At 67.3% G+C, this 24345-nt stretch carries 18 protein-coding genes; 7 read left to right on the top strand and 11 right to left on the bottom strand.

All coding sequences use genetic code 11. From position 1 onward, the window contains the following. Nucleotides 1–17: 17 nt before the first annotated feature. The 5 genes from R2J76_RS06330 to R2J76_RS06310 form a co-directional block, all read right to left on the bottom strand. On the bottom strand, nucleotides 18–494 hold the full coding sequence (locus tag R2J76_RS06330; RefSeq protein WP_316414970.1) for a biotin/lipoyl-containing protein: 477 nt from the start codon (nucleotides 492–494) through the stop codon (nucleotides 18–20). A 4-nt stretch (nucleotides 495–498) separates the two neighbouring features. Beyond that, a complete protein-coding gene (locus R2J76_RS06325; RefSeq protein WP_316414969.1) occupies nucleotides 499–1986 on the bottom strand; it encodes a pyruvate carboxylase subunit B in 1488 nt (495 codons plus the stop codon). Between the two features lie 5 nt (nucleotides 1987–1991). Continuing rightward, the gene (locus tag R2J76_RS06320; RefSeq protein WP_316414968.1) at nucleotides 1992–2324 is read right to left on the bottom strand and encodes a cupin domain-containing protein; all 333 of its coding nucleotides are present in this window, start codon (nucleotides 2322–2324) and stop codon (nucleotides 1992–1994) included. Between the two features lie 8 nt (nucleotides 2325–2332). Beyond that, nucleotides 2333–3883, bottom strand: coding sequence for an acyl-CoA carboxylase subunit beta (locus tag R2J76_RS06315; protein ID WP_316414967.1), 1551 nt, complete (start codon nucleotides 3881–3883; stop codon nucleotides 2333–2335). 296 nt (nucleotides 3884–4179) lie between these two features. Next, entirely contained in the window at nucleotides 4180–4890 is a 711-nt protein-coding gene (locus R2J76_RS06310) for an exonuclease domain-containing protein (protein ID WP_316414966.1), read from the bottom strand. 135 nt (nucleotides 4891–5025) lie between these two features. Here R2J76_RS06310 and R2J76_RS06305 point away from each other — a divergent pair, with 135 nt between their 5' ends. The 3 genes from R2J76_RS06305 to R2J76_RS06295 all read left to right on the top strand — a co-directional run bounded on the left by R2J76_RS06305 (nucleotide 5026) and on the right by R2J76_RS06295 (nucleotide 7159). Then, a complete protein-coding gene (locus R2J76_RS06305) occupies nucleotides 5026–5298 on the top strand; it encodes a histidine kinase dimerization/phospho-acceptor domain-containing protein (protein WP_316414965.1) in 273 nt (90 codons plus the stop codon). A 75-nt stretch (nucleotides 5299–5373) separates the two neighbouring features. Further along, entirely contained in the window at nucleotides 5374–6240 is an 867-nt protein-coding gene (locus tag R2J76_RS06300) for a PIG-L deacetylase family protein (protein ID WP_316414964.1), read from the top strand. Between the two features lie 58 nt (nucleotides 6241–6298). After that, complete coding sequence (locus R2J76_RS06295) at nucleotides 6299–7159, top strand: bifunctional helix-turn-helix domain-containing protein/methylated-DNA--[protein]-cysteine S-methyltransferase (protein ID WP_316414963.1); 861 nt, start codon at nucleotides 6299–6301, stop codon at nucleotides 7157–7159. On the opposite strand, the gene R2J76_RS06290 is transcribed toward R2J76_RS06295, so the two are convergent. Continuing rightward, nucleotides 7128–8072, bottom strand: coding sequence for a PstS family phosphate ABC transporter substrate-binding protein (locus R2J76_RS06290; RefSeq protein ID WP_316414962.1), 945 nt, complete (start codon nucleotides 8070–8072; stop codon nucleotides 7128–7130). The genes R2J76_RS06295 and R2J76_RS06290 overlap by 32 nt on opposite strands. A 142-nt stretch (nucleotides 8073–8214) precedes the next feature. Here R2J76_RS06290 and R2J76_RS06285 point away from each other — a divergent pair, with 142 nt between their 5' ends. Beyond that, nucleotides 8215–9144 carry a PstS family phosphate ABC transporter substrate-binding protein gene (locus R2J76_RS06285; RefSeq protein WP_316414961.1) on the top strand — a complete coding sequence of 310 codons (930 nt, stop codon included), beginning with the start codon at nucleotides 8215–8217 and terminating at the stop codon, nucleotides 9142–9144. 718 nt (nucleotides 9145–9862) lie between these two features. Here R2J76_RS06285 and R2J76_RS06280 read toward each other — a convergent pair. Further along, nucleotides 9863–12256, bottom strand: a complete 2394-nt coding sequence (locus R2J76_RS06280; RefSeq protein WP_316414960.1) for an ABC transporter permease — start codon at nucleotides 12254–12256, stop codon at nucleotides 9863–9865. 605 nt (nucleotides 12257–12861) lie between these two features. Continuing rightward, nucleotides 12862–15099 (bottom strand): M4 family metallopeptidase, encoded by a 2238-nt coding sequence (locus R2J76_RS06275; RefSeq protein ID WP_316414959.1) that lies wholly within the window; start codon nucleotides 15097–15099, stop codon nucleotides 12862–12864. A 295-nt stretch (nucleotides 15100–15394) separates the two neighbouring features. On the opposite strand from R2J76_RS06275, the gene R2J76_RS06270 reads away from it, so the two are divergent. Then, nucleotides 15395–16399 (top strand): hypothetical protein, encoded by a 1005-nt coding sequence (locus R2J76_RS06270; RefSeq protein ID WP_316414958.1) that lies wholly within the window; start codon nucleotides 15395–15397, stop codon nucleotides 16397–16399. Here the strand turns inward: R2J76_RS06270 and R2J76_RS06265 are convergent. Next, nucleotides 16311–16994 (bottom strand): TetR/AcrR family transcriptional regulator, encoded by a 684-nt coding sequence (locus tag R2J76_RS06265; RefSeq protein WP_316414957.1) that lies wholly within the window; start codon nucleotides 16992–16994, stop codon nucleotides 16311–16313. The genes R2J76_RS06270 and R2J76_RS06265 overlap by 89 nt on opposite strands. Nucleotides 16995–17157: 163 nt before the next feature. On the opposite strand from R2J76_RS06265, the gene R2J76_RS06260 reads away from it, so the two are divergent. Beyond that, nucleotides 17158–18642 (top strand): OmpP1/FadL family transporter, encoded by a 1485-nt coding sequence (locus R2J76_RS06260; RefSeq protein ID WP_316414956.1) that lies wholly within the window; start codon nucleotides 17158–17160, stop codon nucleotides 18640–18642. Nucleotides 18643–19277: 635 nt separating this feature from the next. Then, entirely contained in the window at nucleotides 19278–21863 is a 2586-nt protein-coding gene (gene acnB / locus R2J76_RS06255) for a bifunctional aconitate hydratase 2/2-methylisocitrate dehydratase (RefSeq protein ID WP_316414955.1), read from the top strand. A 505-nt stretch (nucleotides 21864–22368) separates the two neighbouring features. Here acnB and R2J76_RS06250 read toward each other — a convergent pair. Continuing rightward, nucleotides 22369–22935 (bottom strand): hypothetical protein, encoded by a 567-nt coding sequence (locus tag R2J76_RS06250; protein WP_316414954.1) that lies wholly within the window; start codon nucleotides 22933–22935, stop codon nucleotides 22369–22371. Nucleotides 22936–22937: 2 nt separating this feature from the next. Continuing rightward, nucleotides 22938–24299 (bottom strand): DUF2225 domain-containing protein, encoded by a 1362-nt coding sequence (locus R2J76_RS06245; RefSeq protein WP_316414953.1) that lies wholly within the window; start codon nucleotides 24297–24299, stop codon nucleotides 22938–22940. Nucleotides 24300–24345 lie beyond the last annotated feature (46 nt).

Genomic DNA, 24345 nt, shown 5'->3' with positions numbered 1-24345 from the left:
CCTGTTTCATTACCCCCCTACTCGATCACGCAGAGCACCTGCCGCATCTCCACGTTATCCCCCTGCTTCACGTTCATCTGGCGGATGACGCCGGCGGATTTCGCCTGGAGCTCGTTCTGCATCTTCATGGCCTCCAGGACGAGGATGACCTCCCCGGCTTCGACCCGGTCGCCCTCCTTCTTGAGGATCTTGATGATGAGGCCGGGCATGATGGCCACCAGGGCTCCGGCTTCGGCGGCGGCGTTGGAGCTGGCGGCCCGGCGGCCCCGGGCCGGGGAGGGCTCCTCCAGGCCTTCGGCGGAGACCGTGTACGAGATGCCGTCCACCTCGGCCACGCCGGCGCCCAGCTTGACGGTGTGGGGGGTGCCGGCGATGAGGACCTGGTTCTCCTTGGCGGCCAGGGAGAACTCCACCCCGTTGACCACCATGAGGCCTTCCCGGCGCTCCACGTCGTAGGCGTTGCCTTCCAGGGTCAGCTTGAATTTCGTGGGCATCGGATCACCATCCCCTCTGAGCGCCGGTTCGCCCGGCCATCTTCCACATGGAGGCCGCCGGGGCGGGCCCCGCGGCCGGCTTGGCGGCCTTGGCGTCCGCCTGGGCGAACATCGCGGCGGCGATGGCCGCGGCCACCTCCTCCTTGCCCCCCAGCCCCTGCCGGCGCCGGGCCAGGAAGGGCTTGGCGATCTGGGGGAAGAGGGCGTAGGAGCAGATGTCCTCGTCGCTTTCGGCCAGGTCCCCGATCTCCTTCTTGGCGGCCTCCCAGCCGGGCTCCAGGAGCTCCGCGGGGCGGCAGGTGATGGGCTTCTCGGTGCCGATGGCCAGCTTCTGGATATCCGGATCCATGGGGGCGGGGGGCTTGCCGTAGCAGCCCCGGAAGTACTGCTTCACCTCCTCGGGGATCACCTTGTAGCGCTCGCCCAGCACGACGTTGAGGGTGGCCTGGGTGCCCACGATCTGGCTGGAGGGGGTGACCAGGGGCGGATAGCCCATCTCCTTGCGCACCTTGGGGATCTCGTCCAGCACGTCGTAGTACTTGTCCATGGCCCCCTGGGAGCGGAGCTGGCCCACCAGGTTGCTGAGCATGCCGCCCGGCACCTGGAACTGCAGGACATTGATATCCACGGCGGCCACGCCCGCCTCGAAGCTCGCGTACTTCCTGCGGATCTTCTCCATGCGCCGGGAGATGTCGGCGAGCCGGCCCAGGTCCAGGCCCGTGTCCCGGGGCTGGCCCTTCAGGGCGGCCACCAGGGTCTCGGTGGGGGGCTGGGAGGTGGACATGGACATGGAGGAGATGGCCGTGTCCACCACGTCCACCCCGGCCTCCGCCGCCTTGACGAGGGCGGCGGTGCCGAAGCCCGAGGTGTAGTGGGTGTGGAGCTGCACGGGCAGGCCCACCTCCTCCTTGAGGGCCTTGACGAGGTCGTAGGCGACGTAGGGGGTGATGAGGCCGGCCATGTCCTTGAGGGCGATGGAATCGGCGCCCATGGACCTGAGGTCCCGGCCCATCTGGACGAAGGCCGCGTTGGTGTGGAAGGGGCTGATGGTGTAGGAGATGGTCCCCTGCACGTGGCCGCCGGCGGCCTTGGCGAAGCGCATGGCGGGTTCCATGTTGCGCAGGTCGTTCAGGGCGTCGAAGATGCGGAAGACGTCGATGCCGTTCTTCCGGGCCAGCGTGATGAAGTGCTCGAGGATATCGTCGGGGTAGTGCTTGTAGCCCACGACGTTCTGGCCGCGCAAAAGCATCTGGAGGCGGGTCCTGGGCAGGGCCTTCCGGAGGGCCCGCAGGCGCTCCCAGGGGTCCTCGCCCAGGAAGCGGATGGCGGAATCGAAGGTGGCGCCGCCCCACACTTCCAGGGACCAGTAGCCGATCTCGTCCAGGGCCTCGCAAAGGGGGAGCATGTCCTCGGTGCGCATGCGCGTGGCCAGGAGGCTCTGGTGCGCGTCCCGCAGGAGGGTCTCGCAGATCATCAGGGGTGTGGCTGCCATGTCCGCTACTCCACTTCAGAGGGATGGGGGAACATTTCCTTGGGCTTGACCATGAGCACCAGGGCCCCCTCCAGGGATTCGGAGGAATGGGTGGTGTAGGCCCTCACCACGGTGCTCTCGCCCTTGCGCAGGCGGATGGCCTCCGCGTTCTTGAACCGGATGGTGATCTCGCCCTGGAGCACCAGGTAGAGCTCGTCCTGGATGTGCCGGTGGAAGGGGTACACGTCCTTGAAGTTCATGACGTAGGCGGCGTGGTCGTTGACCTGGCCCAGTTCCAGGTGGCTGTAGGGCGTGGTCAGGTGCTTCGACAGTTCCTTGATGCTGGTCTTGTTGGCCATGGCTCACCTCACAGGGGCATGGTGCTGTGCTTGCGCGGGGGATTGGCGTCGCGCTTGTTCTGGGAGATCCGCAGGGCCTCGATGAGCCGGGCGCGGGTGTCGGCGGGATCGATGACGTCGTCCAGGTAGCCCCGGCCCGCGGCCACGAAGGGGTTGGCGAACTTGTCCTTGTAGAGCTCGATGAGCTCGGCCCGCTTGGCGGCGGGGTCCGCGGCCTCGGCGATCTCCTTGCGGAAGATGATGTTCACGGCGCCGTCGGGCCCCATGACCGCGATCTCCCCCGTGGGCCAGGACACGTTGTAGTCGCCCCGGATGTGCTTGGAGCTCATCACGTCGTACGCGCCGCCGTAGGCCTTGCGGGTGATCACGGTGAGCTTGGGCACCGTGGCCTCGCAATAGGCGTAGAGCAGCTTGGCGCCGTGGAGGATGATGCCGCGGTGCTCCTGGTCCACGCCCGGCATGAAGCCGGGGACGTCCTCGAAGGTGATGATGGGGATGTTGAAGGCGTCGCAGAACCGCACGAACCGGGCCCCCTTCACGGAGGCGTCGATGTCCAGCACCCCGGCCAGGACCAGGGGCTGGTTGGCCACGATGCCCACGGTGTGCCCGTCCATGCGGGCGAAGCCCACGATGATGTTGCCCGCGAAGGCCGCGTGGACCTCCAGGAATTCGCCCGAGTCCACCACGTGGCCGATGACCTCGTGCATGTCGTAGGCCTTGCGGGGGTCGTCGGGGACGATGGCGTTGAGGGCCTCCTCCCGGCGGTTGGGATCGTCGCCGGTCTCCACCCGGGGGGCGTCCTCCATGTTGTTGGAGGGGAGGTAGGAGAGGAGGGTGCGCAGGCCGGCCAGGGCGTCCTTCTCGTCCTCGGCCACGAAGTGGGCCACGCCGCTCTTGCTGGCGTGGATCCCGGCGCCGCCCAGGTCGTCCATGGACACGTCCTCGTGGGTGACGGTCTTCACCACGTCGGGGCCGGTGATGAACATGTGACTGGTCTTCTTCACCATCATGATGAAGTCCGTGAGGGCGGGGCTGTACACCGCGCCGCCCGCGCAGGGGCCCAGGATGGCGCTGATCTGGGGCACCACCCCCGAGGCCAGGGTGTTGCGCAGGAAGATGTCCGCGTAGGCCCCCAGGCTCACGACGCCCTCCTGGATCCGGGCGCCCCCGCTGTCGTTGAGGCCCACCACGGGCACGCCGTTCTTCACGGCCAGGTCCATCACCTTGCAGATCTTCTCGGCGTGCACCTCGCCCAGGCTCCCGCCCAGGACCGTGAAGTCCTGGCTGAAGACGTAGACGGGCCGGCCTTCCACCTGACCCCAGCCCGTGACGACGCTGTCGCCCAGGAAGGTCTTCTTGTCCATCTGGAAGTCGTGGGTGCGGTGGGCGACGAAGGCGTCCAGCTCCCGGAAGGTGCCCTTGTCCAGGAAGGCCTCCACCCGCTCCCGGGCCGTCATCTTGCCCTTGGCGTGCTGGGCGTCGATGCGGTCCTGGCCGCCTCCGAGAAGCGCCTCCTTCCGGAGGTTCTCGAGCATCTCCTTCTTTGACTTGGTGTCCATCCGTGTCCTCCAGGATTTCCAGAAAGTGGGTAGAGCCGCGCCGACCGCAGGGCGTGGGCTCCGCAAGACCTCGAATTGCCCGCGATCCGCTATTGTAGGGTCAGGGGAAAAATCGGAACCCGGAAAAAACCGTTGAATCCTCGCTCTTGGATCGAATCGCCAGGGCGGCTGGGACTTTTCCCTAACCCATTTATTTTTAATAAATGAAATGCACCTGGGGCCGTAGCCCCCCGGGGGCGCCGGCGGACCCCGCACCAAATGGTGATGGAATGCACAACCCCTCCCTCAGGGCGTGTCTACTGCAGGTAGTGCTCCACCGTGTGCCGGAGGTCCGGATCCATGTCCTTCACCTCGCGCTTCATCCAGGCCAGGTAGTCCTTGGGTACCCGGGCCCAGGGCACGCCCCGGTGCTTGCTGCCGAACTGGCAGGTCTCCAGGAGGTTGGGGGCCTCGGCCCAGGCGATGAGGTCCTGGATGGTCTCCACGCCGGGCTGGGGGTTCTCCTGGAGCCAGGCCAGTTCCTTGAGGAGGAGGCGGCTGGTCACCAGGGCGTCCGCGAGGGCTTCATGGGCCGGCAGGCCCTCGGCCTCGGTGACCTCCAACTGGAGGAAGTAGCGCAGGTACTGGTTGGAGTACTTGCTGAGCTTCGGCCAGACCTTGCGGGCCAGGCGCATGGTGCAGAGGACCGGACGCCCGGCCCGGGGCAGGAAGCCGAAGTCGAAGGCGGCGTTGTGGGCCACGTAGGCGTCGAAGTCGTCCTTCTGGAACACGGGCAGCACCTCCCCCAGGGCGGGGGCGCCGGCCACGTGCCGGTCCACGATGTGGTGGATGGCCGAGGCCTCGGGGGGGATGGGGATGCCCGGATCCACCAGGAAGCTCTCCCGGCGGAAGGGCCCCTGGCCGGCCCGCACCCAGACGCCCGCCACGGAGACCACCTTGTCCGCGGGCGGGTTGAGGCCCGTCGTTTCCGTGTCCACCACCAGGTAGGTCAAGTCGCCAAAGCTCATCGGGATCTCCCCTGCCATTCAGCCAGAGAACCCGGCCCGGCGCAACGGGGCCCGGCCAGGTTTGGGTTGAACTAACGGTGAATGGTCCTAATCTCGTAGTGCCTTGATATCCCACCAGCCAAGCAGGGAGGAGTGATGAGCCCCGGAAGCCTCCGCAGGATCCAGGCGCGCTGGCGCTCCCGGCCCGGCGCCCAAGCCCTGGCCGAGGCCCGGGCGGAGCACCACCGCACCCTCCGGAAGCTGGCCCACGACCTGCGGAACCCCCTCAACAGCATCCTGCTCATGGCCCAGCTCCTGGAGGAGACCGCCGGTTCCCCGGACGTCGCCCGCATCGCCGGGCGGATCCAGAAGCAGTGTCTGGAAATGAACGGAATGGTGGACAAAGCCCTGGAATCGGCCCCGGAATAGGCATCCAATAAGAGGATGCCCGCCCCCGGGCTCTGTGGTATTCATGAGTATCCGTCTGGCATAGGAGTATGGACCGTGACTCATCCCTACACCCACTACGTTGAGGAATTCGTCAAACTGCAGGAGGAGGCCCGGGAGATGCCGCTGGGCGACTTCGCCCCCGCCTCCGCCCCCCGGCTCATGGACAACGCGCCCCGGGTGCTGGTCTTCTCCCCCCATCCCGACGACGAATCCATCACCGGCGCCCTGACCCTGCGCCTGCGCCGGGAACTGAACTACCGGGTGTGCGTGGTGGCCGTGACCCAGGGCAGCCGCGTGGACCGCCAGGAGGCCCGCCTCCAGGAGATGTACGGGGCCTGCCACTTCCTGGGCTTCGAGCTCATCACCACCCGGCAGAACGGCCTCGCCAGCATCAACCCCAAGACCCGGGCCGGCAACCCCGACGGCTGGGCCACCTCCGTGGAGACCATCGCCCAGATCATCTCCTACCACCGCCCCTCCTTCATCGTGATCCCCCACGACCAGGACTGGAACAGCACCCACCTGGGCACCCACCACCTGGTGGTGGACGCCCTCAAGACCCTCGGCCCGGCCTTCAAGTGCCGCATCATCGAGACCGAGTACTGGCATCCCATGTCCGATCCCAACCTCATGATCCAGTCCACCGCCGAGGAGGTGGCGGACCTGGTGGCCGCCACGTCCTTCCACAAGGGCGAAGTGGTGCGCAACCCCTACCACCTCACCCTGCCCTCCTGGATGGCCGACAACGTGCGCCGGGGCGGCGAGATCGTGGGCGGCCAGGGGGAGGCCACGCCGGTGTGGAACTTCGCCACCCTCTACCGCGTGAGGGACTTCGTCCGGGGCGGCTTCGAGACCTGCCTCAAGGCCGGGCGCATCATCCCCACCGGCGGCGACCTGGCGGCCGTCTTCAAGATCCAGTAGCAAGAACCGGATTGCCCGGCCGGCGCGGATCCGCCACCTTGGATCCGGAGGGCGACCCATGTCCCAGAGCGATTTCACCCGTTGCGCCAAGGCCATCCGCTTCCTCTGCGACAGCGTGAGGGAACAGCCGGCCCTGGCGGAGGTGGCGGCCCAGGCGGGGGTGAGCGAATTCCATTTCCAGCGCATGTTCCGCCGGTGGGCGGGCATCAGCCCCAAGCGGTTCCTTCAGTACCTGACCCTGGGGGAGGCCAAGGGGCTCCTCATGGACTCCCGGTCCATGCTGGACGCCAGCCTCGCGGTGGGCCTCTCCAGTCCCAGCCGGCTCCACGATCTCTTCCTGTCCCTGGAGTGCATGACCCCGGGACAGTTCAAGGAGCAGGGCCGGGGCCTCCGGGTGGGATGGACGGTGGTGGCGACCCCCTTCGGGGAGGCCCTCCTGGCGGCCCTGGACGGCCGGCTCTGCGGCCTGGCCTTCCTGGAGGACGGGGACCCGGCCAAGGCCCTGGCGGAGCTCCGGGGCCGGTGGCCCCGGGCGGACTTCCCCCACGACCCCGCCGGCCTGGCCCCCCTGGCCGAAGCCCTGGAATCACGGTTCCGGGGGGAGCCCCCGAAGCCCCTCTCCCTGCTGCTGCAGGGATCCCCCTTCCAGCTGAAGGTCTGGGAGGCCCTCCTGGCCATCCCCGAGGGCCGGGTGCTCTCCTACGGGGACCTGGCCCGGACCCTGGGCGACCCCGGCGCGGCCCGGGCCGTGGGAGCCGCGGTGGGGCGGAACCCCATCGCCCTCCTCATCCCCTGCCACCGGATCATCCAGGCTTCCGGGGCCCTGGGCGGCTACCACTGGGGCGCCGCCCGCAAGCGGGTGATCCTAGCCCTGGAGCGGGGCCGGGCTAACGGGCTGCTTCCAGGCGGCGGAGATTGATGCCCGCGATGTCCTCGGCCAGGGGAACGAAGCCGGCCGAGGTGACCTGGGACTGCCCGTCCTTGGAAAGGATGTACCGGAGGAAGTTCAGCAGGTTGGCGTTGAGGGGCTTGCCGGGGGCCTGGTTCACATAGGTGTAGAGGATGCGCCCGAGGGGGTAGGCCCCCTCCACGATATTGGCGGGGTTGGCTTCAATTGCCGTCTTTCCGCCCGCTGGCACCACGGGGACGGTGCGCAGGGAGGAATAGTTCTGGCTCATGGAGCCGTACCCGATGGCGGCCTGGTTGGCGGTGAGGTTCTCCACCATTTCGAGGATATCGGCGCCACGCTGGATCGTGGGCTTGCTGGTGCCGTTCTTCTGCACCGCGCTCAGGTAGAACATGCGGGTGCCCGAGCCCACGGGATGGCCCAGGACTTCGATGGGGCGGGTCGCCCAGTTGCCGGTGGTCAGGCCCAGATCCCCCCAGACCTGGATATCCTTGGGCCAGCCCTGGAGCCGGGTGGTGGAATAGATGGCGTCCAGCTGCTCGATCTTGATTTCCTTCAGGGGGTTGCTCTTGTGCACCAGGACCACGAGGCCGTCCATGCAGATGGCCACCCGGGTCGGCGCATAGCCCCACTTGGCCGTGAAGGCGGCGATCTCCTCCCGGGTGAAGTCCCGGGCGCTGGGCGCCAGCAGGGACTGGCCGGCGAGGAAGGCCTTGAAGACGGAATCCTGGAGGGTGGAGGCGTAGGAGAGGTCCCACCCCGGATGCTTGGACCGGTAGGCGTCCTTCCACTTGGCCATAAGTGGTTCAACCATTTCCGCCACCACGATGGCGTTACCCGCCCGGGGGGCCTGGGCTTGGGCGGGCAGGGCGGAAACCAGGGCGCTGGCGAGCAGCAGGGAGTTCAGGCCACGCGGGAATCGCATGAGGGCCTCCTTGTGAATTCCACGTTGTCAGAAAGCCAATGAGTGAAACATTGCGATGATATCATCCATTGGTTTTCTGAACTTATTCTTCGAATTGGCACCAGCTTCGGAAGCAGGACCGCTTTTGCACCCGGGGGACCCCATGAAATGCCTGGCCTTTTGCACCCTCCTTTCCATGGGCTTCCTGCTGTCCGCGCGCACCCCGGCGCCAGGCGACCCCCTTCTCGCGGCCACCCCGACGAACATGGAATCCACGTTCCTGCTCTGGCGGGACGCCTACCGCCTGCGGGACACCGAAATCCAGATGAACGTCCAGCCCATGGTGGCCGCCATGGTCGCCCGCAATTTCATCGACGGCACGGCCCAACTGGCCGGCATGAACCGGGATCTCAAGCCCGAGGAGGTGAGTGCGTTCACCGCCCGGTGGGGCTACCCGCCCACCCGCATCACCGTGGGCCTCAACGCCCTGGTGGTGATGGTCCACAAGCAGAATCCCATCCAGAAGGTCAAGGTGGAGCAGCTGGACGCGGCCTGGAGCACCACCCGCCTCCTGAAGTGGCCCGGGGACGCCGCCACCTGGGGCGATCTCGGGGTCACGGACCGCGCCTGGAAGGCCAGGCCCATCCTCCGGGTGGGCCGCCCGGAAGGGGCCGGCCTTCGGGACGACTTCATCCACACCATCCTGAAGGACGGGAAGCCCAAGGCCGACACCCGCCACGGGGTGGATGGCATGGAGGTCTACCGGATGGTCCTGGCCGAACCCGGCGCCATGGGCTACGGCGATCTTTCCGAAATCTACGAAGGCGTCCGCCCCCTCCCCATCGTCCCCCAGGGCGGGAGCGCCGCCGTGGCGCCCACCGCCGCGACCGTGGCCGACGGCTCCTACCCCTTCGTACGCGGCATCTACATCTACCTCAACAAGGCCCCCGGCAAGGCCCTCAACCCCAGGATCACGGCCTTCATGGAGTTCGTCCTCTCCCAAGACGGCCAGAACCAGGTCCGCCTCAACGGCATGGTCCCGCTGCCCCCGGACCTGGTGCGCGGAAACCTGCGGCGGGTCGCGACGCAGTAGGGAATTCGGCGGGTTCGTCGGCGTGGCCAGGCCAGGCATGCCCTGCCGGGGGCCGCGGGACGTCGCGGCCGGGTTCCATCCGCGGCTCGCGACCCACCACCGGGGTCCCGGCATTATGCGCCGACCCATCGGTAGCGCAAACGCAGCAGCAAGCTGCTGCGTTTGCGCTTGCCGTTGTCCATTGGACGGAAGGGGATCGCGGAGTGGGGTGGGGCCCAGGTGAAACGCATGCCTGGAACGGCATGGTTTGACTCGGGGCGAGGCTGCATCCGTCAGGTCTGCCGAGCGGCCGGTGGCCTGCCAGAACCCATGGCCTTGTTCTTTATCCCGCACATCACCGTCCATCGCGGCCTCGCATCGTTCCCCCGGCCCCGGCACCGTATGCGCCGCACCCACGCCTCCTCTCTCCCCTTCGTCAATGGATCACGGCAAGCGCAAACGCAGCAGCTCGCTGCTGCGTTTGCGCTACCGATGGGTCGGCGCAGGCTGCTGGGACCCCGATGCGTCGCCAGGTACGGATGGAACCCCACCGTCCCGACCCGCGGCCGCCGGCAGGGCAGGCTGGTCAGGGCCAGAAGGCAGGGGCGTCCGAAAGGAAAGGGCCGCCCGGAGGCGTAATGCAGTTCATTAAGCCAACCCAGGGTTGAAGGGACAGGAGGGGTTCAATTCGCCCTGTCCCTTATGTGGGTGGTTGTATGACCTAGGTTTTTGAAGGAACCTAATTTCCCCTGAGCACCTGGGCTGGGTCGACGGAAGCCGCCCTCAACGCGGGGATCAGGCTCGCCAGAAAGCAGACTAGGCCCAATACCAGTGCGGCGAAGGAAAAAGCGATGGGGTCCATGGGGCCGATTCCATATAGACGATTGGCTAGGAGGTGAGCGACTGCGGACGAACCCAGTAGCCCCAACGCCATTCCTATCCCGACCCTGCGTGCCCCGCGTCCAAGCACAAGCGCCAGGATCTCTCCGGTTCTGGCCCCAAGGGCCATGCGCATCCCAATTTCACGGCGGCCCCGGGTCACCTGGGTCGACAGAGTGCCGTATAGGCCTGTCGCACCGATCACCAAACCTAGAAATGCGACCCCGGCGATCAAAGCACTGGCCCGAAATCGCTCGCCAAGGGTTTCCACAGACAAGTCGGCCAGGAGTTTCACCTTCCGCATCCGGGCTCCGCCGTTCCACACACCCATTCGGGACCGGAAGGCCCGCTCGAATTCCCCAGGCGCCAGGTCAGTTCGTACGGTGACGGTCATGCTGGCCCCAAATTTCGAGAAATAGGGAATGAAGAATTCCGGCAGTGCCGATTGGTCGAGAGCATGGCTGCGGAGATCCTGGACAATGCCAACGACCTCGACCTGACGATTCCCCATTCCCATACGCACAGACCGCCCGAGCGGGTTCTGGTTCTGAAACAACTGCTTGGCCAAGGTGGAATTGAGGATGACCACCGGGGAATCCGCGCGGACCTCAGCTTCGGTGAAGCCCCGGCCGTCCATAATCCGGGTTCCCAAGGTCTCGAAGTAGGATGTGGAAATGCCCATGAAGCGGGCCTGTGGATCCTGCGGGAGGGCTGGGCCCGGGTGGCTGCAAATGGTGCTAACCCAACGGGAACCACGACCTACCGGTTCACCTTTGGAAAAGGTGGCAGCTTTGGTCCCCGGGAGGTTGGCCGCGAGGCCTAGGAGCTCAAAACCGGCGGGGGCCCAGCGATTGGCAGGATCCGGCATTACCACTTCAAAGCAATATGCCCCCTTGGACCGGAAGCCTGGGTCCAGGGTCAGGGCCTGGATGCAACTGCGGGTCACCAAACTGGCGACAGTCAACAGGACCAGAATGATCGCGACCTGGGCTGGCAGGAGTGCCGCCCTCACGGGATGTCGGCCTTCGGTGGCGGCGTGGCCGCCATCCCCCATGGAATTGGCCAATTCGACCCTTTGAGGCTGGAACGCCACCAAGGCTGCCAACAGGATGGACACGGCCAAGCACAGCGCTGTGCCGAAGCCCAAAAGTGCCCAGCCGGGGCGAAGCAGTTCCGAGCCCACCCGGATTAATTCGGGCATCAGGGCAAGCACGATCGGCCCAGCAACGAAGTTCAAGGCCATGGCCAGGGCCAAACCGCCCGCGCAGACCAGGAAGCTGTCCATAAAGTAGGTCAAGAACAGATGCCGATGCTCGGCCCCCAGGGCTTGACGAACCGCCATCTCATGGGCCCGGCTAAGTGCCCGCGCGAGGAATAGGCTGGCGACGTTGGCAGCGGTAAGCAGGAGCAATAGGCCCGCGGCCCCGTAGAGGAGGAACAACACCGCGGGCTGCGCCGGAATCACAACTTGGCGAAGCGGGTCCAGCCGGAAGTTCCGATCCAAGGGGAACTCCGGCCCCAGGTTGCCCAAGGTCCTGAACACCGTCTGAATCTCGGCTGATCCTTGCTCCCGGCTTACCCCTGGGCGTAACCGGACCAGAGTCTTGTAGAAGTGGGAGCCCTGGGCCCGGACCTTCGTGTCCATCCATGGAATCGCCGTGACAATTTCAGCATTGGCCGCGAAAGGCAGGGTGACCCCGCTTCGGACTACTCCAAGGATTCGGACGGGGTAACGCTCGGTACCTGATTCGGTCATGAAGGTCCTGCCGACCACCGACAGGTCCGACTGAAATCGAGACCGCCACGCGGATTCGGTCAGCACGGCCTTTTGTTCGGTGGGGTTGTCGAGGTCTTCTTCAGGGCCGAAGAACTGGCCGACCAGAGGCTGCAACCTCAGAAGCCGGAAATAGCCTGAACTGGCTTCGGCTGCGGTCAAATCCAGGGTCTGGTCCCCAAGGGATAAAGCGAGGTTGGCCGTCGTGTTCACCAGTCCGATTTCCGCCACGTCAGGGACGTGATCGTGTAGGACTGCGGCGTCGCGTCCAGTGGCACTGAAGCCTGCCGCGCGATCACCTTGAAGTTGGACGAACAGGACCCCTTCGGATTGGGGAAACGCCAATGGCCGCCACAGAAGCGCATGGACGGCATTGAAGAACATGATGTTGGTTCCCAGCCCAAGTGCCATGACCAACAGGGTGGTCAGGGAAAAAGCCGGGGATCGGCTCAACCCACGGAATGCATCGCGAAGGGTCATTCGAAGAACGGGCACCTGGGCTCCAGAGGCAGGGGCGGGGAAGGATTTGAAACGGGGTTCCCCTGCCTCCAGCAAGAATGATACCGGCGGAATTCTCCATGTATCTGAAGGAAGACCCATACCGCCAGTTTCGGAATCGGGATTCCATGTCCCATTTTCAGGACCGTTCACGTGAGGGCCCTATTCCATCCGGGATCCCCCATTTGAAGAAAAATTGGCTTCCTTCGGAATTCCGGCATGTAAAGAGAAAGCCATGGGTTCCGGCAGGACACCTGCCATGCGGCGACCTTGGCGCCTGCAGCCCCGCCCCCCGTCAAATCATGCCGTGCCAGGCAAGCGTTCCCCCTTGGGCGCACCCCCCTTCCGCCATCCCCTTCCGTCCAATGGACAACGGCAAGCGCAAACGCAGCAGCTTGCTGCTGCGTTTGCGCTACCGATGGGTCGGCGCAGAATGCTGGGACCCGGATGGGTCGCCAGGTACGGATGGAACCCCGCCGTCACGACCCGCGGCCGCCGGCAGGGCAGGCTGGTCAGGGCCGGAAAGCCGGGGCGGCCGAAAGGAAAGGGCCGCCCGGAGGCGGCCCTTTCCTTTCGGGCTCGTACGGCTATCGCGTGAGTGCGAGCGTGTAGCCGGCGGTGGTGGAGTAGGCCTTGTTGTAGCCCTTCACCAGGATGTAGTAGTTGACGCCGGCGGTTCCGGTGTTCTTGTAGGTGACGGACTCGGTGGACGTCGTGCCGGTGCTGCTGGCGAGCTTGGTGCCCGACGCGTTGTACAGGTAGAGGTCGTAGTCCTTGGCGGGGCCCGTCATGTTGACGGTGAGGGTGGCGCCGGCGCCCACGAGGACCTTGAAGTAGTCGGCGTCGGTGGTGGTGCCGATGAAGCCGGTGATCTTCGTGACGGCGTTGCCCACGGCGTTGGCGGTGGCGATGGTGCCGTTGCTTTCCACCTCGGCGTAGGTGGTGGAACCGGTGGTGACGGTCACGGTGGCGCTCGCGGACTTGCTGGTGTCGGCGGTGGAGGTCGCGGTGACGGTGTAGGTGCCCACGGTGGCGGGGGCGGTGTAGAGGCCGGCGGAGGTGACCGTGCCGCCCGTGCAGGTCCAGGTCACGGTGGTGGTGGTGCTGCCGCTGACGGCCGCGGTGAACTGCTGGGTGGCGTTGGGGGCCAGGGTGGCGGTGGAGGGGGTCAGGACCACGGACACCCCCGTGGAGGCCAGGGCGCCCACGTTGATGGCGCCGAAGGCGTTCTGCACGGCGGCATACTCGGCGCCGGCGGCGCCGTAGAGGTCCGAGGCCGCGCTGAGGGCGGCGGTGCGGGCCGCGGCGTAGTTGGTGCTGGAGGTCATGTAGGTGGTGAGCGCCTTGTACCAGATGCGGATGGCCTTCTCGGGACCGATGCCGCTGAAGCCGGAGGGGGCGTAGGAGCTGTAGTAGTTGCTGGTGTTGGTCGCGCTGGCGCCCTGGCTGAGGAAGAAGAACATCCGGTTGGCCGGGCCCGAGCTGTAGTGCACGTCGAGGTTCTTCACGGTGGAGGACCAGGCGTTGGGGCTCGATCCGTCCAGGCTGGGCTTGTACATGTAGCGCAGGGGGGTGGAGGAGAGCTGCTCGCCCACGGTCCAGCACGCGTCGGTGTTCGCCACGGTGGCGGGCATCGTGAAGCCGTTGCGGGCGTAGAGCTCGACCATGTTGCCGAACATGTCGGAGTTGGCCTCGTTGAGGCCGCCGGACTCGCCGGAGTAGGTGAGGTTCGCCGTGGAGGCGCACACGCCGTGGCTCATCTCGTGGCCGGCCACGTCGGGGGCCTCGAGGCTCTTGAAGGAGCTGCCGTCGCCGTAGGTCATGCAGAAGCACGTGTCGTCCCAGAAGGCGTTGTCGTAGCTCGTGCTGTAGTGCACGCGGCTGTAGGTGGCCTTGCCGGCCCCGTCGATGCCGTTGCGGCCGAAGAGGTTCTTGTAGAAGTCGAAGGTGATCCCCACGCCGTAGTGGGCGTCCACCGCCGCGGTCTGGCCCGTGGCGCTGGTGGTGGAGGTGGTCGAGCCGGTGTAGTTGGTGCCGTTGCCCCAGGCGTCGTCGGCGTCCGTGTAGAGGGTGCCGGTGCCGCTGGTGCCGTGGTTGAGGTTGTAGGTGGAGATGTTCATGCTCCGGACCGTGTCCTTGAGCTCGTAATTGCTGCCGTTCAGGTTGGTGTTCAGGGCCACGGTGCCGCTGAACTGGGAGATGCCCGAGCCCACGGCGGCGGTGGTGTGCAGATCGTCCCAGGTGTCCAGGATCGCCCCGGTGTGGGCGTCGATGATGTAGTCGGTGTCGCGGGTTTCACCCTCGTTGCGCAGGGAGGTGTGCACGTGGTAGGCCAGGACGTGGCGGATCACCTGCTCCTCGAAGTCCTCCGCGTTGGCGGCCTGGAAGCGGCCCGCCTTGGCGGCGAGGGCCTTCACGGGGTACACCACCAGCTTGGCGGTGGGCTCCTGGGCATAGGCGCCGGTGGGGGCGAGGTGCCCGTGGGCCACGGCCACGGCCTCGGCGGGGGCGAGGTTGGGCTGCACGTTGAGGGCGATGTTGCGCACCAGGTGGTCGGTGATGGGGCGCTCGGATCCCGTGGCGTCCGTGTGGGTGATGGCCATGCCGCCGAACACCGGCACGCCCTGGTAGAACTGCTGGAAGCGCACGTGGGTCCGGCCCGCTTCGTCCCTGATGGCATTGCGCTGGGCGAAGGAGTGCTGCCCGTCCAGCCCCAGGGAGCTGCGCAGGTTCGTGAGGTGGCTGAGGGCATTCACCTGGGCGAACGCCGGAGCGGCGGCCAGGGCGAGGGTGAGGAGGGTGTAGGTACGACGGTTCAAGGCCATACGGGGCTCCCGTGCGGTGGGGTTGGAGGGTTCCAGCAGCTACTGGAAATGCGGCCGGAGGCATGGGTGGCCTGCGGCGCATGGAGAACTGGACGATGGGGTTGTGACCTGGAAGGATCATCCCTGCAACGCCCTTGCGGGTGGTGTTAATTAATGTGAAATCGAAATAGACGACGTGTGTGTATTTAATTGTAAAAGCTGGAGATAGACCGCTGGGCACCACCGCCATGATGTGGGATACTGCCTCGGATCCCGATGCATCAACCCCTTACCTTTCCCGGGAAACCCAATGTCCATGCGCTTTCTAGCCATCGCCGCCTGCGCCGCGCACCTCCTCGCCCAGGCTCCGGCCCGCCTCGACATCCGGCCCGCGGGCCGCGTGCAGCTGGGCAGCACGGGGCCCCGCGAGGTGCGGACCGTCGCCTACACCTTCACCAACATCAGCGACAGGCCCATCGCCCTGCGCGTGGGCGAACTCTCCCCGGGCGTCACCGTGCGCGGACCGGCGCTGGACGGGCCCTTCGCGCCGGGCCAGAGCCTCGGCCTCACCCTGACCCTGGATCCCGCGGATTTCGTGGGGCCCCAGGCCCGCAACGTGCGGCTCCTCACCGACGATCCCCACCAGGGGGAGTACCGGCTCCCCGTGGCCGTGGACGTGCGGGCGGACCTGACGGTGGACGCGCAGCGCAAAAGCCTGGGTGTCGTGGCGCCCCACGAGAGCCCCCAGGCCGTGTTCACGTTCACCCGGGAGACGGGCCAGCCCACCGTGCTGCGCCTGACCGGGGACGTGGCCCCGTACCTGGAGACGGAGGTGGTGCCGGGCACCCCGTCCTCGCGGCTCCTGGTGACGCTCCGCCCCGCGCTCATCCCCCCCGGCACCGCCCTGGGCCTGGAGACCCTCCGGGTGGAGACCAGCGCCCCGCTGCAGCCCCGGTTCGACCTGTACCTGGACTGGAAGCTCCATCACCCCATCGAGGCCCTGCCCAGCCGGGTGGTCTTCCTGGATCCCGCCGTCCCCGTCCAGACGCTCCTGCTCAAGGCCCGGGACGGCAAGGCCTTCGCCCTGGAGGGCGCCGACGTGGAGGGGGCCGGCTTCGAACGGGGCCCCCTGCCGGCCGCGGCCCCGGAGATGGCCCTGGAAATCCGCCGCACGGCCCCGGACGTGGCCCGGGCCCTCCTGGTGCTGCGCTTCAAGGGGCAGGAGCCGCCGCTCAAGGTGCCGCTGTCGTACCTCCCTGGTTCGAAGCCGCCAGTTCCCCCTGCAGCATCCCCTTCAGGAGATCCACCACCGCGCCCGTGAAGACGCCTTCGAAGGTGAAATCGAACACGTGGAGGCCCGGTTCCTCCAGGGCCTCGGCCACGGACGGGGGCCGCCCGGACATGAGCTGGGAGCCGATGACCAGGCCGTAGAAGCGCAGGAGGAACTGGGCGCCCCGGCCCGGCGCCAGGGCCGGGATGGCCCGCTCGAGGCAGGCCCCCACGCGGGTCACGCCGTCCTGCAGGAACCGCGCGAAGGCCAGCGTCTCCTCCCGGGGCACGTTCTGCTCCAGGACGCCGTGCACCAGGGCCTGGAGGCCGGGCAGCAGGGGCCGGTCCAGCAGTTCGCGCACGAGACCCGCGGCGACCCGCTCGGGGTCCTCCCCGGGGGCCGTGGCCTCCAGGCGCCGGGCCGCGCCCTGGAACCACCCGCCCATCTCCGCCTTGAGCACCGCCAGGAACAGGGCCTCCTTGGTGGGGAAGTAGAGGTAGAGGGTGCCCTTGCCCATGCCCAGCAGCCGCGCCAGGTCGGCCATGCGCAGGTCCTGGTAGCGGCAGGCGCTGAAGAGCTGGGCCGCGGCGGCAAGGATGGCCTTGCGCCGGAGCTCCTTCTCTTCAGGCCTGTAGGCACGCCGCATGGGAACCTCGCTCCTGATGATACTGACCCTGAGTCATTTAGATTGAGTCCCCAATGGATTAAATCAAGGTCCGGCGGCGCGCGGTTTGATAAGGTTGACGATTCTGCATGCCAATTCGGCAAAAAGCGTGAAAACACGCAACCAGGACCAAGGAGTCTCAAGCATGACCAACCATTCCCGCGTTTCCCTGTCCGCTTCAGCGGTGGCTCTCCTGCTCGTGGCGGCCGCGCCCCACGCCATGGCTTCCGGATTCCAGCTGAGGGAACAGGGCGCCAGCGGCCAGGGCCTTTCCTACGCCGGCGTCAGCGCCGGCAGCACCGACATCGGCGGCATGTTCTACAACCCGGCGGTCCTCACCCGCTTCGAAGGCAACCAGGTCCAGCTGGGTTTCACCAACATCCTGCCCTCCACCAAGTTCAGCAACGGCGCCGCCAGCAGGGCCGGCATCCCCGCCGCCTCGCCCTTCAGCGCCATCTCCGGGCCCGCCGCCACCGGCAACGCCGCCCTCAGCGCCGTCACCCCGAACGTCTACGCCATGTGGTCCCTGGGCCCCAACCTGAAGGCGGGCTTCTCGGTGAACGTGCCCTACGGCCTCACCACCCAGTACGACGACAACTGGATCGGGCGGTACCACGCCCTGCGCAGCCACCTGGAGACCCTGGACATCACGCCCACCGTCGCCTACCGCTTCAACGACATGTGGAGCGGCGGCGTGTCCTTCGTGGCCCGCAGGGCCAAGGCGGAACTGAGCCAGGCCGTGGACTTCGGCTACGAGGCCTACATGGGCGTGGCCCAGCTGGCCCCCGCCGGCATCACCAACACCAACCCCCTCACCGGCGGGCCCGTGGTGTACCCCGGCGCCGCCGACGGCAAGGTCTCGGTGACGGGCGATTCCTGGGCCTACGGCTTCAAGGCGGGCCTGCTCTTCGAGCCCACGAAGACCCTCAGCGTGGGCCTGGGCTACCAGTCCGCCATCACGGAGAAGATCAAGGGCGACGCCACCTTCGCCATCCCCTCCACGGTCCCCATGGGCCTGGCCGCGCTCTACCAGATCAACCCCGGCGCCGCCAAGAAGCCCTACCTGGACGGCCTGGCCGCGGCCTTCGCCGCCGGCACCGCCAACGGCCCCGTCACCGCCGAGCTGAACCTCCCGGCCGTGATCACCCTCGGCCTGAACGTGCAGGTGTCGCCCACCGTCACCCTGAGCGCCGAGGTGGAGCGCACCCAGTGGTCCAAGTTCCAGGAGCTTCGCCTGAAGTTCTCCAACCCCGCCACGCAGGCCGACAACATCACCCCCGAGAACTGGAAGGACAGCACCTTCGCCTCCGTGGGCGCCACCCTCCGCCCCGGCGACGGCTGGACCTGGCGCGTGGGCCTGGCCATGGACACCGCCCCCGTGGACGACACCTACCGCACCCCCCGCATCCCCGACGCCGACCGCACCTGGATCTCCGCCGGCACCGGCTACCAGTTCAGCAAGGCCTTCACCCTGGACTTCGGCTACACCCACATCATCGCCAAGGACTCCACCGTGAACCTCAAGGGCGGCACCAACCCCTTGTCCTCCGACTACATCAAGGGCAACCTCTCCGGCACCTTCAAGAACGCCATCGACATCTGGGCGCTCCAGGCGCGCTGGTCGTTCTAGGGGCCTGGCTACGTAATCGTACGTGTCCCAGACGTTCGCCCTGTTTCGTCATCGCCGGCCAAGCCGGCGATGACGGGGGGGGCGGAAGAGACGTCGGGGCTGTGCTACGCCCAACCCGCTTCGTTGAGCGGAAGGGAATACGGAAGGAAAGGGCTCTCCTGGAAGGCCCAGGCGAGGAGAGCGGCTCCCATGGGTTTGTGGGTTTGCTTCGCGATGGGCCTCTCGGTGCCGGGGGGCGCCGACGTTGAATGGTGTGGACCGCCCACAAGCTTTTGAAGTTGGCTCACGCCCAGACCTGCTGAAGGCCCGGTTCGAGACGAGGTCGCTTTCACTAATTAGCGTTGGCGCGGTCCAAGGCCCTCCGCGCAGCACTCGAAGAGAGGCCCTGAGGTGGGTCGGGGCCAATAGGTGAAAACACAGGCCCAACCATGGGGTGAGAGCATTCCGTTGCTGCGGGCTTGGCCCGCAGCAACGAACCGGGGCGAACGTCCGGGACACGTGCGATTCCGTAGCCGGGCTCCAAGGTCCGGGCGGGACGGGCCGGAAACCGGCGGCAAAGACGACTCGTTGATCCTAATTAGCGGCACCATTAGATGTTTTGGGGGTTGGGGGGTATCTTTGTAGGCGGAGGTCCCATGCTCGCCGCCTACCGTACCCACCTTGCCGAACGCGCCGCCCTTGGCATTCCGGCGCTGCCCTTGACGCCGGAACAGACCCGGGAGCTGGTGGAGCTGCTGAAGCGGCCGCCCCAGGGGGAGGAGGCCACGCTGCTCGAGCTGCTCATCCACCGGGTGCCGGCGGGGGTGGACGACGCGGCGCAGGTGAAGGCGGATTTCCTGGCCAAGGTGGCCTGGGGCGAGGTCCAGAGCCCGCTGGTGAGCCGGGAGAAGGCCACGGAGCTGCTGGGGACCATGCTGGGCGGGTTCAATATCTCCCCCCTCATCGCCCTGCTGGACGAGCCGGGGGTGGGGGCCATCGCCGCGGAGGGGCTCAAGAAGACGCTGCTGATCTTCGATTCCTTCGACCAGGTCAAGGCCAAGGCCGACGGGGGCAGCGCCAACGCCAAGGCGGTGCTGGCCTCCTGGGCGGAGGCCGAGTGGTTCACGTGCCGGCCGGAAGTGCCCGCCAGCCTCACGGTGACGGTCTTCAAGGTCACGGGCGAAACCAACACCGACGACCTCTCCCCGGCCCCGGACGCCTGGAGCCGGCCCGATATCCCGCTCCACGCGCTGGCCATGCTCAAGAACCCGCGGCCGGGCATCGTCCCGGACGAACCCGGCAAGCTGGGCCCCATGAAGCTGCTCCAGGAACTCATCGCCAAGGGGCACCCGGTGGCCTACGTGGGCGACGTGGTGGGCACGGGCTCCAGCCGCAAGTCGGCCACCAACTCCGTGCTGTGGTGGACGGGGGCCGACGTGCCCTTCGTGCCCAACAAGCGCTTCGGCGGCGTGTGCCTGGGCTCCAAGATCGCCCCCATCTTCTACAACACCATGGAGGACTCCGGGGCGCTGCCCATCGAACTGGACGTGTCCGGCCTGGAGACGGGGGACGTGGTGGAGCTGCGCCCCTACGACGGCAAGGTCCTCAAGGGCGGCAAGGTGGTGGCGGAATTCCAGGTGAAGTCCGCGGTGCTCTTCGACGAGGTGCGCGCCGGAGGCCGCATCCCGCTCATCATCGGCCGGGGCCTCACGGCCAAGGCCCGCAAGTCCCTGGGCCTTCCGGCCTCCACCCTCTTCCGTCCCAACACCGTGCCCCCCGCGTCCACCAAGGGCTTCACCCTGGCCCAGAAGATGGTGGGGCGCGCCTGTGGCCTTCCGGAAGGCGAGGGCGTGCGCCCCGGCGCCTACTGCGAGCCCCGCATGACCACCGTCGGCAGCCAGGACACCACCGGGCCCATGACCCGGGACGAACTGAAGGACCTGGCCTGCCTGAACTTCTCGGCGGACATGGTCATGCAATCCTTCTGCCACACCGCGGCCTACCCCAAGCCCGTGGACATCCAGGTGCACCACACCCTCCCGCCCTTCATCACGAACCGCGGCGGCCTGTCCCTGCGGCCCGGGGACGGCGTCATCCACACCTGGCTGAACCGCCTCCTGCTGCCCGACACCGTGGGCACCGGCGGCGACTCCCACACCCGCTTCCCCATCGGCATCTCCTTCCCCGCGGGTTCGGGCCTGGTGGCCTTCGCCGCCGCCACGGGGGTCATGCCCCTGGATATGCCGGAATCCGTCCTGGTGCGCTTCAAGGGCGAAATGCAGCCCGGCATCACCCTGCGGGACATGGTGAACGCCATCCCCTACGAGGCCATCAAGCGGGGCCTGCTCACCGTGGAGAAGAAGGGCAAGAAGAACGTCTTCTCCGGCCGGATCCTGGAGATCGAGGGCCTGCCCAAGCTGAAGATCGAGCAGGCTTTCGAGCTCACGGACGCCTCCGCGGAGCGCTCCGCGGCCGGATGCACCGTCAAGCTGGACAAGGAACCCATCCTCGAATACATGAATTCCAATATCACCCTCATGAAGTGGATGATCGCCAACGGCTACGAGGACCGCAACGCCCTGGAGCGCCGCATCAAGGCCATGGAGGCCTGGGTGGCCCGGCCGGAGCTGCTGGAAGCCGACAAGGACGCGGAATACGCCGCCGTCCTGGAAATCGACATGAGCGCCATCACGGAGCCCCTGCTGGCCTGCCCCAACGACCCCGATGACGTGAAGCCCCTGTCCGCCGTGGCCGGCGCGAAGATCGACGAGGTCTTCATCGGTTCCTGCATGACCAACATCGGCCACTTCCGCGCCGCGGGCCGGGTCCTGGAAGGCCAGACGGACATCCCCACCCGCCTGTGGATCGCCCCCCCCACCAAGATGGACGAATTCGTCCTCATGGAGGAGGGCTACTACAGCCTCCTGGGCCGCACCGGCGCCCGCATGGAAACCCCCGGATGCTCCCTGTGCATGGGCAACCAGGCCCAGGTGCGCAAGGGCGCCACCGCCATCTCCACCTCCACCCGCAACTTCCCCAACCGCCTCGGCATCGACACCCAGGTGTACCTGGGCTCCGCGGAACTGTCCGCCGTCTGCGCCCTCCTGGGCCGGATCCCCACCCCGGCCGAGTACCTGGCCCAGGTGGCGTCCGTCAACGCCAAGGCGAAGGAGATCTACCGCTACATGAATTTCGACCAGATCCCCTCGTTCAAGGACGTGGCCGACACGGTGACCGTCTAATCCCCTGGGACGGCGCCGGCGCCTTGGGCATTCCGGCCGGTTCCGTCCTGCCCTGCCGGGGGCTGCGGGTTCATTCAGCCGGGTTCCATCCAAGGACGCGACCCAAAGGGGTCCCGACGCCATCCGCCGACCCAACGGTAGCGCAAACGCAGCAGCAAGCTGCTGCGTTTGCGCTTGCCGTCATCCATGGACGATGGGTGGCGGAGGGGTGGGGCGGGGAGGTCGCGAAAGGCGCCCCCATACGCGGAATATATGTCGAAACATCATTTCTGCGCCGCGCGCCTAAGGAGCGCACCCCATGTCCTCTTCCTCCTGCCGTCCATGGACAACGGCAAGTGCGATCGCAGCAGCTTGCTGCTGCGATTGCGCTACCGGTGGGTCGGCGGATGGCGTCGGGGCCCCTGTGGGTCGGGTCCCTGGATGGAACCCGGCTGAATGAACTCGCGGCCCCCGGCAGGGCGGGACGGAACCGGCCGGAAGGCCCAAGGCGCCGGCGCCCCCCCGCTCACCATCCTCCGCGCTTCACGTCCAGCGCCTCGATGCGCCGGGCGCAGGCCTCGACGCGGCGCTCGTACTCCCGCAGGACGTTCACGATCTCGTCCAGCACCTCCAGCCCCAGGCGGAAGCGCTCCTGGCCCGAGGTGGAATAGCTGTCCCGCTCCTTTTCGAAATGGTCCCTCAGGCGGTCGTTGCGGGTCTGGATCAGGGAGGCCTGGAAGCGCCACCAGGTGCCGAAGCGGCGCACCTCCTTGGCGGCCTTGTTCAGGAAATAGGCATCGTCGGGCTCCGCGGCGAGCTTCTTCAGGACCAGGTCCAGCATCTGGTCCAGGCTCTCCTGGAAGTGGGGGCCCAGGGGGGTGCCGGGATCCAGGGATTCGGTGCCGAAGGCGCGGCGGATCTCGGGATAGTCCTGGAGGTTCGTGAAGCGGTCGAAGGCATCCCGGTTGGTGGCGTGCAGCTCCGCGCGCAGGGTGCGGATCTGGTCCAGGGCCCGGGCGTTCCGCTCGGCCACCCCGTGGCCGCACTGCACCAGGGGGAGGGCGAGGAGGAGGGGAAGGGGCGCGATTCGCAAGGCTAGGTCTTCAGGAGGTTCTTGAACCAGCCGGGGGAATCCTTGGTCTTGTCGGCGAGTTCCTTGCCCAGCAGGGCCACCACGCCCTGGTGGATGCCCAGGTCCAGGAGGGCCTTCACCCGCTCCGGGGAGGGGCGCTGGGCGGTGGCGGTGAGGCTGGCGTCGATGGCCTCCCGGTCCCGGTCCAGGATCAGCTCCAGCACCTCCCGCCGACGCTCGCCCGCCTTTTGGCGGGTCAGGCCCATGGCGGCGATCTTCCGGTTGATCACGGTTTCATCGAAGGGGGTCATGGTGCCGGAGCCGCGGCCCTTGGCGATGCGGTTCTGGAGATCCTCCACGCTGTCGGTGGCGAACTTGGAGATCTGGGAGGTCCAGTCCAGGGCCCGTTCCAGGAGGCCCAGGCGGATCAGGAGATCCAGGATGATGTTCACCTGGGCCAGGCCCTCGTCCTCGCTGCCGCTGCCCCGCTCGAACTGGTAGCTGTACTCCAGGGCCTCCAGGGCCAGGAGCATGCACTGGCGCTCGTTCCTGGGGAGGTCCGGCCAGAGCGGGAGGATGGCGTTGAGGGAGCCCGCCAGGGTGCCTCCCGCATCCGCCCCGGGCGGGGGGGGCGGGGTGAGGCGGCCCTGCTGGTCCGCGAGCACGGCCAGCTGCAGGGTGGCCACGTCGGCCTGGACGGTGCGGAGGCGCACCTCGATGAGTTCGCCGTGGGCCAGGTAGGGGTTCCCGTCGGCCGGCAGCCGCAGCTCGGCGCCCCGGAGGCGGCCCTTGCTCTGGATCGCCTCCAGGGCGGCCGCGGCGTCCTTGAGGAGGCGGTCCAGGCGCTCGGTGGCCTCGGCCAGTTCGGGCATGGTCCGGCTTTCCGGTTCGGGCGGGGGGGTGGCCGGGCCATCCATTTCCCGGTACAGCCAGCCCAACCGTATGGCCAGACGCCCCAGCTTGGCGTGGTCCATGCGCTTGCCCGGCAAGAAGGCGATGAGGAGGGCCGCCAGGTGGATGGCCACCGCCCCCCGGGCGTCCAGGTCCCCCTGGGGCACGAGCTTGCGCAGGGAATCCAGCACCACCCGCTTCTCGATGGAGATGTCCATGAAGAGCGACCGGGCCTCGTCGTGGCTGCCGTCCAGCTTCTCCTTGTCCACCTTGTCGGCGAAATCCGCGAACAGGCACCGGGGGCACTGCCAGACCCGATAGTGGTGGGGCACCACGTCGGTGACCAGGGACCGCAGCCAGCGGTACGAGGTCACATGCCGGTCCGACTCCCGGCTGGCCACCGTGTACAGGCGTGGATTGGCCATGCGCAGGGGCACCTTCTGCTCGCAGGCGGGGCACTGGATCGTCTTGGTGAGAAGCGGTTCCTCGGCCATGGGGGATCCCCGGGAAAGGCCACCGTGGGTCTGGGCCACGTCGGCC

This window comes from Mesoterricola silvestris (assembly GCF_030295405.1).
GTDB lineage: Bacteria > Acidobacteriota > Holophagae > Holophagales > Holophagaceae > Mesoterricola > Mesoterricola silvestris.
Note: the sequence above shows the minus strand (reverse complement) of the source record. Positions and strands in the feature narration are given on the sequence as shown.